The organism is Caulobacter sp. FV1ye13L (assembly GCF_058681155.1).
Map to the genome: position 1 here is coordinate 2198173 of NZ_CM178732.1, position 12516 is coordinate 2210688.

15 protein-coding genes are annotated in these 12516 nt (G+C 66.1%); 8 read left to right on the top strand and 7 right to left on the bottom strand.

The window, feature by feature from the left end:
* Window positions 1–5: 5 nt before the first annotated feature.
* A complete protein-coding gene (locus ACW176_RS10560; RefSeq protein ID WP_492109086.1) occupies window positions 6–1673 on the bottom strand; it encodes a GMC family oxidoreductase in 1668 nt (555 codons plus the stop codon).
* Between the two features lie 237 nt (window positions 1674–1910).
* On the opposite strand from ACW176_RS10560, the gene ACW176_RS10565 reads away from it, so the two are divergent.
* Window positions 1911–3245, top strand: a complete 1335-nt coding sequence (locus ACW176_RS10565; protein ID WP_492109087.1) for a cytochrome P450 — start codon at window positions 1911–1913, stop codon at window positions 3243–3245.
* A gap of 46 nt (window positions 3246–3291) precedes the next feature.
* Here the strand turns inward: ACW176_RS10565 and ACW176_RS10570 are convergent, their stop codons facing one another.
* Both ACW176_RS10570 and ACW176_RS10575 read right to left on the bottom strand, forming a co-directional pair.
* Window positions 3292–4182 (bottom strand): CPBP family intramembrane glutamic endopeptidase, encoded by an 891-nt coding sequence (locus ACW176_RS10570; RefSeq protein ID WP_492109088.1) that lies wholly within the window; start codon window positions 4180–4182, stop codon window positions 3292–3294.
* An 8-nt stretch (window positions 4183–4190) separates the two neighbouring features.
* On the bottom strand, window positions 4191–4721 hold the full coding sequence (locus tag ACW176_RS10575) for a MarR family winged helix-turn-helix transcriptional regulator (protein WP_492109089.1): 531 nt from the start codon (window positions 4719–4721) through the stop codon (window positions 4191–4193).
* 132 nt (window positions 4722–4853) lie between these two features.
* Between ACW176_RS10575 and ACW176_RS10580 the strand changes: the two genes are divergently transcribed.
* The 4 genes from ACW176_RS10580 to mopJ all read left to right on the top strand — a co-directional run bounded on the left by ACW176_RS10580 (window position 4854) and on the right by mopJ (window position 8391).
* Window positions 4854–5738: a crotonase/enoyl-CoA hydratase family protein gene (locus ACW176_RS10580; RefSeq protein WP_419320393.1), complete on the top strand. Its 885-nt coding sequence runs from the start codon at window positions 4854–4856 to the stop codon at window positions 5736–5738.
* 119 nt (window positions 5739–5857) lie between these two features.
* Window positions 5858–7081 carry a DUF2336 domain-containing protein gene (locus tag ACW176_RS10585; protein ID WP_492109090.1) on the top strand — a complete coding sequence of 408 codons (1224 nt, stop codon included), beginning with the start codon at window positions 5858–5860 and terminating at the stop codon, window positions 7079–7081.
* A gap of 197 nt (window positions 7082–7278) precedes the next feature.
* Window positions 7279–7698, top strand: a complete 420-nt coding sequence (locus tag ACW176_RS10590; protein ID WP_492109091.1) for a Ros/MucR family transcriptional regulator — start codon at window positions 7279–7281, stop codon at window positions 7696–7698.
* Between the two features lie 195 nt (window positions 7699–7893).
* The gene (mopJ, locus tag ACW176_RS10595; RefSeq protein ID WP_419321413.1) at window positions 7894–8391 is read left to right on the top strand and encodes a motility/cell cycle regulatory protein MopJ; all 498 of its coding nucleotides are present in this window, start codon (window positions 7894–7896) and stop codon (window positions 8389–8391) included.
* A gap of 180 nt (window positions 8392–8571) precedes the next feature.
* Here the strand turns inward: mopJ and ACW176_RS10600 are convergent, their stop codons facing one another.
* Genes ACW176_RS10600 through ACW176_RS10610 form a run of 3 tightly spaced genes read right to left on the bottom strand, consistent with a single transcriptional unit; the run spans window position 8572 to window position 10602 of the window.
* A complete protein-coding gene (locus tag ACW176_RS10600) occupies window positions 8572–9483 on the bottom strand; it encodes a ribokinase (RefSeq protein WP_492109092.1) in 912 nt (303 codons plus the stop codon).
* Between the two features lie 10 nt (window positions 9484–9493).
* Window positions 9494–10294 carry a flagellar type III secretion system pore protein FliP gene (gene fliP / locus ACW176_RS10605; protein ID WP_419321414.1) on the bottom strand — a complete coding sequence of 267 codons (801 nt, stop codon included), beginning with the start codon at window positions 10292–10294 and terminating at the stop codon, window positions 9494–9496.
* Window positions 10291–10602, bottom strand: a complete 312-nt coding sequence (locus tag ACW176_RS10610; RefSeq protein WP_492111909.1) for a hypothetical protein — start codon at window positions 10600–10602, stop codon at window positions 10291–10293. Before ACW176_RS10610 ends, fliP begins: the two co-directional genes overlap by 4 nt.
* Before the next feature lie 208 nt (window positions 10603–10810).
* Here ACW176_RS10610 and flgB point away from each other — a divergent pair, with 208 nt between their 5' ends.
* From flgB to fliE, 3 genes are read left to right on the top strand one after another with little or no spacing between them, the layout of a single operon-like run.
* A complete protein-coding gene (gene flgB / locus ACW176_RS10615) occupies window positions 10811–11257 on the top strand; it encodes a flagellar basal body rod protein FlgB (RefSeq protein ID WP_492111910.1) in 447 nt (148 codons plus the stop codon).
* Window positions 11258–11268: 11 nt separating this feature from the next.
* Window positions 11269–11688 carry a flagellar basal body rod protein FlgC gene (flgC, locus tag ACW176_RS10620; protein WP_419320402.1) on the top strand — a complete coding sequence of 140 codons (420 nt, stop codon included), beginning with the start codon at window positions 11269–11271 and terminating at the stop codon, window positions 11686–11688.
* 10 nt (window positions 11689–11698) lie between these two features.
* Window positions 11699–12004, top strand: coding sequence for a flagellar hook-basal body complex protein FliE (fliE, locus tag ACW176_RS10625; protein ID WP_419320403.1), 306 nt, complete (start codon window positions 11699–11701; stop codon window positions 12002–12004).
* Between the two features lie 66 nt (window positions 12005–12070).
* On the opposite strand, the gene ACW176_RS10630 is transcribed toward fliE, so the two are convergent.
* Window positions 12071–12514: a hypothetical protein gene (locus ACW176_RS10630; RefSeq protein ID WP_492109093.1), complete on the bottom strand. Its 444-nt coding sequence runs from the start codon at window positions 12512–12514 to the stop codon at window positions 12071–12073.
* Between the last annotated feature and the right edge of the window lie 2 nt (window positions 12515–12516).

Genomic DNA, 12516 nt, shown 5'->3' on the forward strand with positions numbered 1-12516 from the left:
GTTTCCTAAGCCGCGACGGGGGTCTTGGCGGCCTGAAGGATCATGGCCGCGCCCTTCTCGCCGATCATGATGGTGGGGGCGTTGGTGTTGCCCGAGACCAGGCGCGGCATGATCGAGGCGTCGACGACCCGCAGGCCATCCACACCGCGCACCCGCAGCTGGGCGTCGACCACGGCCATGGGCCCGCTGCCCATCGCGCAGGTGCCGACCGGGTGGTAGAGGGTCGAGCCCGAGGCCTTGGCATATTCGAGCAGCATCTCGTCGCTCTCGAAGCCTGGACCAGGGTTCATCTCCTGCTCGACATATTTGGCGATGGCCGGCTGCTCGCCGATCTTGCGCGCCCATTTCAGGCCGGCGATCGCGACCTCCTGGTCCAGCGGATCGGCCAGATAGTTGGCGACGATGGCCGGGTACTGCGACGGATCAGCCGACTTGATATGGATGGAGCCGCGGCTTTCCGGGCGCAGCTGGCAGGGCGCGATAGTCATGCCTGGCGCGTCCTCCAGCTCCATCTTCTGCTCGTTGAACAGCTTATTCAGATCCATGGTGGCCGGCAGGATGTGGAACTGGATGTCCGGTCCTGCGAGATCTGGTCTGGATTTACAAAACGCCGCCACATGCGCCGCCGACAGGGTCAGCAGGCCCTTGCGGAACAGCACATATTTCAGCGCCTGGCCCGCCAGTTGGGCGCCCTTGCTCATGGCGTTGATCGACGGCGCGCCGGCCTTCAGGCGGTAGCGCACGCCCGTCAGATAATGGTCCTGCAGGTTCTCGCCGACGCCGGGAAGGTCGGAAACGACCGCGATGCCGCGCTGGCGCAGCAGCTCGCCATTGCCGATGCCCGACAGTTCCAGAAGCTGGGGCGAATTGATCGCTCCGCCGGCCAGGATCACCTCGGCCCGGGCCTTGGCGGTGCGCTTGACGCCGTTCTGCACGAATTCGACGCCGGCGGCGCGCTTGCCCTCGAAGATCACGCGGCTGGCCAGGGCGTTGGTTTCGACCTGCAGGTTCGCCCGCTTCATGGCGGGGTGCAGATAGGCGACAGCGGCCGAGCAGCGCGCGCCGTTCTTCTGGGTCACCTGATACCAGGTGGCGCCTTCCTGATCCTTGCCGTTCAGGTCGTCATAGCGGGGGATGCCGGCTTGGTCGCAGGCCTCGATCAGGGCTTCTGAAATGACGTTGCCGTCGCGCATGTCGGAGACGTTGAGCGGGCCGCCGGTGGCGTGCAGGTCGCTGGCCCCGCGCTCCTGATTCTGCGACTTGCGGAACCAGGGCAGGACGTCGTCCCAGGCCCAGCCTTCGCAGCCCAGCTGGCGCCAGCCGTCATAGTCGGCCTGCTGGCCGCGCACATAGAGCATGGCGTTGATCGAGGACGAACCGCCCAGCACCTTGCCGCGCGGCCAGACGTGGGCGCGTCCGCCGGTGCCCGGATCGGGCTCGGTGGTATAAAGCCAGTTGACCTTGGGGTCCTTGAGGGTCTGGGCATAGCCGACCGGGATGTGGATCATCAGGTTCGAGGTGAACTGCGAGAGGTTCTTGGTCGGCCGATCATCGCCGCCGGCTTCCAGCAACAGCACCTTGAAGCGACCATCCTCGGAAAGCCGCGCGGCCAGAACGCAGCCGGCCGAACCGGCGCCCACGACGATGTAGTCAGCCTCGATGGTCGCGCTCATCGCTCTCTCCCTAAAGCGCGCTTGGGCGCGCTCCATTTTTTATGTTTAGAGCCCGTCCATGCGGAAAGGCTCGGGGCCGTCTGCGTGTGTCCGCATGATCGGCGTTCACTCACAATGCGCAGGTCTGGGCCGAACGCAAAGCCTCACCTTGCGTCAGTTGCCGTCGCGGCGCCGTTGGCGCGCCATGTTTAGGCGCTATCGTCCCACCCACAGAACGATGTTCCCGGGAGACGATGCGTGGATCTGATCAGCCAGACAGTGGTGGACGGCAAGGCCGGTCCTGGAGCGGGAACCACCTATCCGACCCTGCCCGATATCGACCTCGCCGACATCTTCCGCTTCGCCAAGGGTCAGCCCTTCGCCGACTATGCGCGGATGCGGGTCGAGGCGCCGGTGATGTGGCATGCCGAGCCCTATGGCGGGCCGGGCTTCTGGGCGGTGACGCGGCATGAAGACGTGATGAGCGTCAACGGCGACCCGACCACCTATTCGTCGCAGCGCGGCGGCATCCTGATGGCCATGGGCCCGCCCGATCGCCGTCACGCCCTGCTGTTCCGGGCGTCGATGGACACCATGATCAATCTCGACGCGCCGCATCACCTGCAGCTGCGTCGCGAGCACATGCCGTATTTCACCCCGTCCTATCTGCGCGGGATCACCGAGGCGGTGAAGGGTGAGGTCACGCGGCTGCTCGACGCCATGGAGCTGCTGCTGGAAGGCGGCGCCACCATCGACATGGTCGAGCACTTCTCCAGCGTGCTGCCGCTGTTCACCCTGTGCGAGATCCTGGGCGTGCCGCCCGAGGATCGCCCCCGGTTCCTCAAGTGGATGCACTATCTGGAGCGCGCCCAGGATCTGGCCGTGCAGCAGGCCGCCGCCCCGATCACCCCGACGCTTGAGCTCATGCAGTTCGTCATGGACTTCAACACCAACGTCGAGGAGATGTTCGACTACGGTCGGATGATGCTGCTCAAGCGTCGCGAGGATCCCAAGGAAGACCTGCTGACCGCCATTGCCCGGGCCCAGGTCGACGGCGCCCTGCTGGCCGATGAATATCTGGACGGCTCCTGGCTGCTGATCGTGTTCGCGGGCAATGACACCACCCGCAACACCCTGTCGGGCGCGATGAAGCTGCTGACCGAGTTCCCGGACCAGAAGCAGGCGCTGATCGACAATCCCGGCCTGCTGGGCGGCGCGGTTGACGAGTTCATTCGCATGGTCAGCCCGGTGATCTACATGCGCCGCACGGCGACGGCCGATGTCGAGCTGAACGGCCAGATGATCCGCGAAGGCGAGAAGGTCATCATGTACTACGGCGCGGCCAACCGCGATCCGGAGGTGTTCCCCAACCCCGACCAGCTGGACGTGCGCCGCCCCAACGCGGCCAAGCACATCGCCTTCGGCTATGGCCCCCACACCTGCATCGGCAAGCGCGTGGCCCAGATCCAGCTGGAGGAAGCCTATCGCCAGATCCTGGCCCGCTTCCCCGACCTGAAGGCCACCGGCGAGATGGAGATCGCGCCCAACAACTTCGTGCACGCCATCAGCAAGCTGATGGTCAAGCGGGGGTAGCGTCCAACCCCTCCGGATCGCGTCGCGTTATCCGGAGGGGGCAGGGCTAGACGGCCGGCGGCCTGGCGAACTGGCCGGCCCGCCAGGCCATCCAGGTGACGCCGAGGCCGATGGTGGTGCAGACCACCAGGGCCGGCAGCGAAGCCTCGGGGCCGAAGGCGCCCCCGGTCAGCCATTCGGGGAAACCCGGGCGCGCCGTGCTTGACGCCATCGCGGGGCCGAAGTCGCCGCCGGACACAGCGGCGCCGAACAGATAGCCCTGGGTGAAATTCCAGGCCGCGTGCACGCCGATCGACATCCAGACCCGTCCCGTCAACGCATAGAAGGCGCCCAGCATGATCCCGGCCTCCAGCGCGATGGCGATGGCCGCGAACACGGTCGCGTTCGGATTGGGGAGGTGGCCAAAGCCGAACAGGGCGGCGGAGATCGCGAAGGCCACCCAGGGGCCGAACGCCCTCCAGGTCAGGCGCAACAGGATGGCGCGGATCATGATCTCCTCGATCACGCCGGACTGAACGGCCTTGCCGATGGCGATCCAGGCCGGCGCGGCGCCGAGGGGCCGGATGTCATAGAGGCCGAACGCCGCCATGATCGCCATCACGGCGGCGAACATCGCCACCCCGATCAGCAGGCCCGCAACCAGTTGCGGAATAGCGGGTCGCCAGGCGATCTCGGACGGCCAGCGCCCTTCGGCCAGTCGCACCGCCAGGGCGTAGACCCCCAGCCCCACCAGCACCGCCACGATATTGGCCGCCAGCTGCGCCGCGCCGGACGTCTTGGGCAAGGCCTTGCCCAGGGCTTCGCCGGTCGACAGCGACGCCAGGGCGATCAGGAAGAACAGCGCCAGGGCCCAGCCGAGGGCCCTGAGCCAGCGCAGCGGTCCGGGATGCAGAAACCGGCGCTCGCCCAGCTCAAGGGGGTGGGTCCAGCGTGTCATATCGATCTTCATGATGTCGGGTGCTCAGGGGCAAGCGGGCTTGAAGGGGGAGGCGAGGCGTGGTCCGGCGCGGAAAGCGTCTGGGTCTGCGCCAGGATCCGCTGGCCGAACGGCCGGTGGCTCAGGGCGGTGATCGCTTCGCGGATGACGCCGGACAGCGGGGCCGAAAGCTCGGCGTCCAGGGCGTCGGCGGTGGCGTTGACCGCGGCCCACTGGCGTTGAAGGGCCGGGACCATGGCCTGCGCCTTGGGCGTCAGGGCGACGATGCGCTCGCGGGCGTCGGCGCCCGGCTTCAGCTCGACCAGGTCGTCCTTGACCATCTGCGCGACCGTCTGGCTGACGGCCGAATGGCTGATACCGATCTTCAGCGCCAGCGCCTTGATCGACGCCGGGCCCGGGCTCATCAGGCCTCGCAGAACGGGCGTGTAGCGCGGTCGCCAGGCCAGGCCGGCGGTGGTGTAGGCCGCCTGCACATCGCCATCCAACAGTTCGATCAGGTGGTGCAGCAGGGTGCCAAGCGTGGGGGAAGGCGATGACATCCGGATGATGTATAAGCGCTGTTATATATCGTCAAGGCGCGATCAAGCGTGTCGCGCGCAAGTCTGGGGAGAAGGAACGTTGCCCCAATTTCATACGCATGTTTGACTGGCCTAAAATCAGGAGGAACACCCATGCCATCCCCCACCTTCGAGACCCTGCTCTATGACGTCGAGGACGGGATCGCGACGATCACCCTGAACCGGCCCGAGCGGATGAACGCCTTCACGGCCCGGATGATGAAGGACCTGATCGAGGTGTTCGACGTCACCGACGCCGATGACGACGTGAAGGTGGTGATCGTCACCGGCGCGGGCCGGGCCTTCTGCGCCGGGGCCGATCTGGGCGGCGGCGGGGCGACCTTCGATCGCACCTCGCCCCAGGCGCTGGAGCGCGAAGAAGGCAAGGTCGGCGATATCTATCGCGACGGCGGCGGCCGCTGCACCCTGCGCATGTATGAGAGTCTGAAACCCATCATCGCCGCCGTGAACGGCGCGGCGGTAGGCGTGGGCGTGACCATGCAGCTGCCGATGGACATCCGCCTGGCCTCGACCGACGCCAAGTTCGGCTTCGTGTTCGCGCGGCGCGGCATCAATCCGGAAGCGGCCTCGTCCTGGTTCCTGCCGCGCCTGGTCGGCATGCAGACGGCGCTGGAATGGTGCTATACCGGCCGGGTGTTCGGCGCGCAGGAAGCGCTGGATCGCGGGCTGGTCCGCTCGCTGCACGCGCCCGAAGACCTGCTGCCCGCCGCCCGGGCCCTGGCCCGCGAGATCGCTGACAATTCAGCCCCGGTCTCTATCGCCCTGACCCGCCAGCTGCTGTGGCGCATGGCCGGCGCCGATCACCCGATGGAGGCCCACAAGGCCGACAGCCGGGCCATCCAGGCGCGCGGCGCCGCCGCCGACGCCAAGGAAGGGGTCACCTCGTTCCTGGAGAAGCGCACGCCGGTCTATCCCGACAAGGTCTCGACCGATCTGCCCGATATCTGGCCCCAATGGGGCGAGCACCCGTTTAGCTGACGCAGTTTGGTCGCGGTTCGGCGTCATCGTGTCGCGCACGCCGAACCGACCCGCTCATCGGACGTTAATGAGGTTCTGATCAGTTCGGGATGACGGCTGATTTGACCGTCAGGATCACCATGAGCGAACCCGCGCCGATCGCCCCGTTTCCGCAAGCCGAGGCTCAAAAGCCGCCGGCGCGTTCGCGCGCGGCCCTGCTCAAGCGCCTGGCCGACGTGGTTTGCCTGCCCGCCAGCCGGGTCAACGCCTTTGAACGGGCCATGACCGCTGACCTGCTGGTCGAGATGCTGCGCGACGCAGTCACCGAGGAGCGCGAGAAAGTCGCCCGTCGCCTGGCCAATCTGGTCGAGATGCCCGGCACGCTGATCCGCCTGATCCTGCGCGACGAGATTTCGGTGGCGCGCGCGCTGCTGGAAAACTCGCCAAGCCTGGGTGACGCCGACCTGATCGACTGCGCCCGCAACGCCACCACCGAGCACCGGCGGATGATCGCCCAGCGCCGCGGCGTGGGCGAGATGGTCGCCGAAGCCCTGGTCGAGGCCGGCGAGGCGCCGGTCGTTGAGGTTCTGCTGCGCAATGAACTGGTGAAGTTCAGCCATCACACGATCGAGACCGTGGTGGCCATGTCACGCGACAATCCGCGCCTGATACCGCTGCTGCTGCGCCGGGCCGAGCTTCGCCCCAGCCATGCCTATGTGATGTTCTGGTGGGCGGACGCCGACGCCCGCAAGCTGATCCTGCAACGCTTCGCCGTCTCGCGGGAGATCCTGCAGGACGCGGTGGGCGACCTGTTCGCCGTGGCCTCCGAGGAGGGCTGGCAGGACCCGATGTCGCGCAAGGCCCTGCAGTTCATCGAGCGTCGCCAGCGCAACCGCGCCGCCATCGCCAAGAGCCCGTTCGACAGCCTCGACGACGCCATCGCCGCCGCTCAGAACGGCATGACGCGCGACGTGGCCGAAGAGATCTCCTACCTGTCGGGCCTCAAGCCGATGACCGGCGCCAAGATCTTCACCGATCCGGGCGGCGAGCCGCTTGCGATCCTGTGCAAGGCCACCGGCCTGCCGCGCACGGCGATCAAGGCCCTGTGGCGGGGTCTGCGGCGTCCCGAGGTCGACTCGACCGGCGCCATGGTTCCGGCGCTGGAGCGGGTGATGGCGGTGTTCGATATGATCGCCGTCGATCGCGCCCAGACCGTGCTGCGCTACTGGAACTGGTCGCTGTCCTCGGCCCTGACCCCGGCCCTGCTGAAGGCGATCCGCGAGGGCGACGAGGCGGCTGTGGACGAATATTCGGTGCCCCAGCGCGCGGCCATGCTAGCGCTATCACGCGACTTTGGTCGTTAACTCAAATATCATTGAACGCATTCGTCCAATTGTTGCCGGGTGATGTTGAACTCAACCCAGCGCGCCGTCTCGCCAGATGAATTGACGTGTATTGTCGATTTCTGGATATTGCCGCCTGCGGATATTGTCTGTATCCACGCGATGACTGATTTTCGGAATCAGCAAAGAACAAGCAAAATCGCGACGGGCTAGATCAGATGGACGACCATTCGGACCTCCTCGACATGACGGCGGGCATTGTCTCGGCCTATGTCGGCAACAACACCGTGACGGCGACCGATGTGCCGGCGCTGATCCGGCAGGTTCACAGCGCCCTGTCGGCGATCGGTGGTCCCGTCGAGGCCGCGCCCGCCGCGCCCAGGGAACCCGCAGTTCCGGTCAAGCGCTCGATCGCGGCCGACCACCTCGTGTGCCTGGAGGATGGTCGCAAGTTCAAGTCGCTCAAGCGCCACCTGCGCACCAAGTACGACATGAGCCCCGAAGAGTACCGGGCCAAGTGGAACCTGCCCAAGGACTACCCGATGGTCGCCCCCAACTACGCCAAGGCGCGGTCGGAGCTCGCCAAGTCCATGGGCCTGGGCCAGGGCGGTCGCAAACCGCCGCGCGGCGGAAAATAGCCGAGTCGGATCAAGCGCTTGCCGCCATGGCGGCTGGAAATCCTCGACGCCCGCGCTCCGAACCGGAGGGCGGGCGTTTCGCTTGCGGATTGACTCTTTACCGAAATCTTGGCTGGCGACGCTGTTTTCGCTTGCCCGCGATTCGGTCCTTAAGCGATAGTGAATCGTCGTGATTCCAACGGCTTGTTAAGGAATCTGAAGATGAACGCGCAGTTGAGCGCATCGGCCTCTGCGGCCCGCGCTCACCAGGAGATGTTCGCCTACTGGGCGTCACTCCGACGGGGGGCGGCCCTCCCGGCGCGTGCGGACCTGAATCCGCTCGGCATCAAGCGCATGCTGCCCACCGTCAGCCTGATCGACGTGATCAACGAGCCGCGCGACTATCGCCTGCGTCTGGCCGGCACGGGCCTGTACGGCGTCTATGGCCGCGAGATCACCGGCAAGGGTCTGTCGGAAGTTTACAATACCGCCGCCGGCGACTACTGGCGCAAGGAGCTGGATAAGGTGGTCGATGGCCGCCGTCCGGGCGTCGGCGTCCACAGCATGGCCTGGCGCGGCGCGCCGCACATGTCGATCCTGTGGCTACGCCTGCCCCTGGCCAGCAACGGCAAGGACGTCGACATGATCCTCGGCTACGACGCGGTGATCGGCTCGGCCTCGGATCACGGCTTCAGCGGGATTCGCGCGGCTTAGTCGCGCGTTTTGACGGCCTTTGACCGCCGCCAGACAATTCGACCGACCAGCCAAATCACGGCGATCAACAGGCCGAGGACTGGATAGACCCAGACCGAGTCCAGCGCCGCCGTCGATACGCAATCTCCGACGCATTTGAGGTCGTGAAGCGCGGTTGGCGGGGAAGTCGACATGATGAGTTCACCCCTCCAGGAACGCCTCGACCTCGCGCTTGCTGGGCATGGACGGCGCGGCGCCGGATTTCTGCACCGACAGGGCGGCGGCGGCGTTGGCCATTTCGACGGCTTCGCGCAGGTCCATATTGATCGACAGGCAGGCCGCCAGGGCGCCGCAGAAGCAGTCGCCGGCCCCGGTGGTGTCGACGGCCTTGACCTTGCGGCCCTCGATCAGGAAGGCCTCGTCGCGGCGGATGCAGGCCACGCCCGCCGCGCCCAGGGTGACGATCACCACCTGGTCGGGACGGCTCATCAGCTTGCGCGACGCGCGCGACACCTCTTCCAGCCGAACGGGCTCCTGGTCGAGCTTGGCGTAGGTGGCCAGTTCGGTCTGGTTGAGGATCAGGATGTCGGTCAGCGGAAACAGCGCCGCGCCCTGGGGCAGGGCGGGGGCGGCGTTCAGCATCCGCAGGGCGCCCTTGGCGGCGCCGGCCCGGAACAGGGTCTCGATCGCCTGGGCCGGGGATTCCAGCTGGCTGAGCAGGATCCGCTGGCCGTCCAGCGACGTGGCGGCCACGTGCTGCGGGGTGATGGCGGCGTTGGCGCCGCTGGTCACCACGATCATGTTCTCGCCGCTGGTCGCCACCCAGACATGGGCCTGACCCGTCGGGACACTCGGCAGCTCAAGGACATCGCCGACCTGCACGCCATATTCCGACAGCTTGGTCTTCAGCCCGGGGCCGGCGTCTTCCTTGCCCACCGCGCCCATCAGCCGGGTCGGGGCGCTCATGCGTGCGGCGGCCACGGCCTGGTTGGCGCCCTTGCCGCCGGGAAACAGCTCCAGCGACAGGCCCGCCACCGTCTCGCCCGGACGCGGCAGGTCATCAACCCGCGCGACGGCGTCCAGATTGATGGAACCCAGAACAAAGACGCTCATAGCCTGACCCTTAACCCCCAGCGCCGCGCTGGAAACTCTCAACAAGACTGCCTGCAACGAGTCGCCAGCCGTCCACCAGGACGAAGAAGATCAGTTTGAACGGCAGACTGATTGTGGCCGGTGGCAGCATCATCATGCCCATGCTCATCAGCACGCTGGCGACCACCAGGTCGATGACCAGGAAGGGGATGAACAGCAGAAAGCCGATCGTGAAGGCGCGCTTCAGTTCGGAAATCATGAAGGCCGGCGTCACCACGTTCAGCGGGGTGTCGGCGGCGGTCTTGGGCGTGGGGATCTTCGACAGGCGCACGAACAGGGCCAGGTCCTCGCGATCCACCTGCTTGAGCATGAACTCCTTGACCGGCCCGCCGGCCGCCTCGAACGCCTCGGGCAGCTCCATCTGCTTGTCCAGCAGCGGCTTGATGCCCAGATCGTAGGACCGCTCGAAGGTCGGGCCCATGACGATGGCGGTCAGGAACAGGGCCAGGCTGATGATCACCGGATTGGGCGGGCTCTGCTGCACGCCGATGGCGGTGCGCAAAAGGCCCAGCACCACGACAATCCGCACGAACGAGGTGGTCATGATCACGATCGACGGGGCCAGTGACAGCACCGTCAGCAGGCCGACCATCTGGACGACGCGCTCGGACAGTCCCGCGCCGGTGCCCAGGTTCACATTGATCGCCGACGAGGCGAAGGCGGCGGCCGGCAGCACGGCCGTGCCGAAGGCGACCAGCACCGAGATGATGGCGGCGCGGCGCAGGTCCTGCGAATTGGCGCCGGTGATGGATTTGATCAGGCTGCGCATCAGACCACGGGCTCCGGAGCGGGAACGGCGGGGGAGGGAAGGGCGGCGGCGGGTTTGGGCCCCCAGTCCAGCATCTTGCCCTCGCCCAGCAGCATCAGGCGCTCCTCGCCGTCCAGGCTGAAGATCACCAGGCGTCGTGTGGGGTCCAGGACCAGGCTCTCGACCACCCGCAGCCGGCGCACCTGCCGGGCGTGAACCATGCGCGTCAGGGCGTCGGGCCCAAAGCGGCGCAGGGCATAGGCGGCCAGGCCGATCAGGCCCAGGGTGACGGCCAGGGCGGCGATGGCGCGGATGAGTTCCAGAATGTTCATGACGCCCGGATCGACCAACTCTGCGAGACAAGATGGCGCAGGCGAAACACCCGACCATGTCCAGAAGATTTTCGAAGAAAAATCTTCCAGTTTAATAGTTTAGTGCGTGACGGGCGCCGAAACCGGCAGCCACTTTCGGCTGTCACGCACTGAAAGTGCCTGAGGCTCCTTAATGGCCGATTAACCCTGTTTCTTCACCATGATCGCCATGGGTCCCGACGACATTCCCCTTTTTGGCATGCTCAAGAGCCGGCTCGGCTATCTGTCCGAGCGGCAGAAGGTCATCGCCCAGAACGTGGCCAACGCCAGCACGCCCGGCTATCAGCCGCGCGACCTGAAGGCCTACAGCTTCCAGGCCTCGCTGATGAACCAGGGCTCGGGCCAGGCGCCCTATCGCGGCGGCAGGGTCGTCCCGACCAACGGCGTTTCGATGATGGCCACCTCGGCCTCGCACATGGCGCCGTCCAACGCGCCGAGCGCGTGGCGCGCCACGGCCGGCGCTGACACCGAGACCACCCTCGACGGCAACGCCGTGAACCTCGAGGACCAGATGCTCAAGATGTCCGATGCGCGCATGAACTATGACGCCGCCGTCGGCTTCTACCAGAAGTCCATGACCATGCTGCGGATGGCCGCGCGCAAGGTTAACGGGTGAGGGAGGATTAGATGCCCGAGATCAAGTCCAACTCGCTGTCGACCATGGCCGTGGCCAGCTCGGCCCTGCGCGCCCAGCAAGGCCGCATGCGGGTCATCGCCGAGAACATCGCCAACGCCAATTCCACCGCCCGCACCCCCGGCGGCGACCCCTACCGCCGCCAGGTGCCGGTGTTCAAGCCGACCAAGATCGAGGGCGCCGAGGGCGTCCAGATGCTGCGCGTCGAAGCCGACCAGAGCGACTTCAAGACCGAATATGATCCGGGCAATCCGGCCGCCGACGACAAGGGCTATGTCAAGCTGCCCAACGTCAATTCGCTGGTCGAGGCGCTCGACATGAAAGAGGCGCAGCGCGCCTACGAAGCCAATCTCAATGTCATCGAGACGGCGCGCGCCATGCAGTCGCGCACCCTCGACATGCTGCGCAAATAGGGGCTGACCGATGATCACCGCGCTCGCCGCCGCCAAGGCCTATGCTTCGCAAGGCGCCATGTCTGTCGGCTCGATCGGCGGCGCCCCCGCCGCCAAGGGCATGGACTTCGGCGACCTCCTGAAGTCGGCCATGAACGACGTCACCCAGACCTCCAAGGCCGCCGAAATCAAGGTCGCCCAGCAGGTGGCCGGCAAGGCTGAACTGATCGACGTGGTCACCGCGATCTCGTCGGCGGAGGCCAGCCTTGAGACGGTGATGGCCGTGCGCGACCAGGTGATCTCGGCGTATCAGGAAATCATGCGGATGCCGATCTAGCGGGCATTGGCGTTGGGCGTCCGTTAGAGGACGTTTTTTAGCTTCAGAAATGGGTAGGAAGCGGCCCTAAGTCTCCCACGTGACAGGCCCCCAAGGCTGAGCATCGATCCATGCCTTTGCCTCTTCAAGGCTGGGGAACGCTTTGGAGCTGTAAGGCTCTACCTCGAATAGCCAACCTGACGCGCCAACGGGCTCGGGGCCTTCAGGCGGCTTGTCGTAGATGTCGCCGCTGCCGCCATACTCGTTCCAGAGCTCCAGAGCGTTCTCGTATCGGCGGTCATAGTTGCTCGCCACAATGCGAATGTCGTGACGTACGACGCCATCGTAGAGCCAGAAGCCTGACGCGCAGAGTTTACCTGCAACCTTATCAATCGCCATTTCACTAAGTTCGCGGCTGGCTCGTCTAAGGTCAAACTTAAGTTTGAGCTCGGGGCATCCGGAAGTCCGCTTGGGGTCGAAAGCGGCCCCGGCTTCATGTTGCCAAAAGCGGACGCCCCGCGTCCCGCTCATCC

What these genes read in the sequence shown, in the direction of transcription:
- ACW176_RS10560 (WP_492109086.1), bottom strand. Translation starts at nt 1,673, where the DNA reads ATGAGCGCGACCATCGAGGCTGACTACATCGTCGTGGGCGCCGGTTCG.
- ACW176_RS10570 (WP_492109088.1), bottom strand. Translation starts at nt 4,182, where the DNA reads ATGACACGCTGGACCCACCCCCTTGAGCTGGGCGAGCGCCGGTTTCTG.
- ACW176_RS10575 (WP_492109089.1), bottom strand. Translation starts at nt 4,721, where the DNA reads ATGTCATCGCCTTCCCCCACGCTTGGCACCCTGCTGCACCACCTGATC.
- ACW176_RS10580 (WP_419320393.1), top strand. Translation starts at nt 4,854, where the DNA reads ATGCCATCCCCCACCTTCGAGACCCTGCTCTATGACGTCGAGGACGGG.
- ACW176_RS10585 (WP_492109090.1), top strand. Translation starts at nt 5,858, where the DNA reads ATGAGCGAACCCGCGCCGATCGCCCCGTTTCCGCAAGCCGAGGCTCAA.
- ACW176_RS10590 (WP_492109091.1), top strand. Translation starts at nt 7,279, where the DNA reads ATGGACGACCATTCGGACCTCCTCGACATGACGGCGGGCATTGTCTCG.
- ACW176_RS10600 (WP_492109092.1), bottom strand. Translation starts at nt 9,483, where the DNA reads ATGAGCGTCTTTGTTCTGGGTTCCATCAATCTGGACGCCGTCGCGCGG.
- ACW176_RS10610 (WP_492111909.1), bottom strand. Translation starts at nt 10,602, where the DNA reads ATGAACATTCTGGAACTCATCCGCGCCATCGCCGCCCTGGCCGTCACC.
- flgB (WP_492111910.1), top strand. Translation starts at nt 10,811, where the DNA reads ATGGGTCCCGACGACATTCCCCTTTTTGGCATGCTCAAGAGCCGGCTC.
- flgC (WP_419320402.1), top strand. Translation starts at nt 11,269, where the DNA reads ATGCCCGAGATCAAGTCCAACTCGCTGTCGACCATGGCCGTGGCCAGC.
- fliE (WP_419320403.1), top strand. Translation starts at nt 11,699, where the DNA reads ATGATCACCGCGCTCGCCGCCGCCAAGGCCTATGCTTCGCAAGGCGCC.
- ACW176_RS10630 (WP_492109093.1), bottom strand. Translation starts at nt 12,514, where the DNA reads ATGAGCGGGACGCGGGGCGTCCGCTTTTGGCAACATGAAGCCGGGGCC.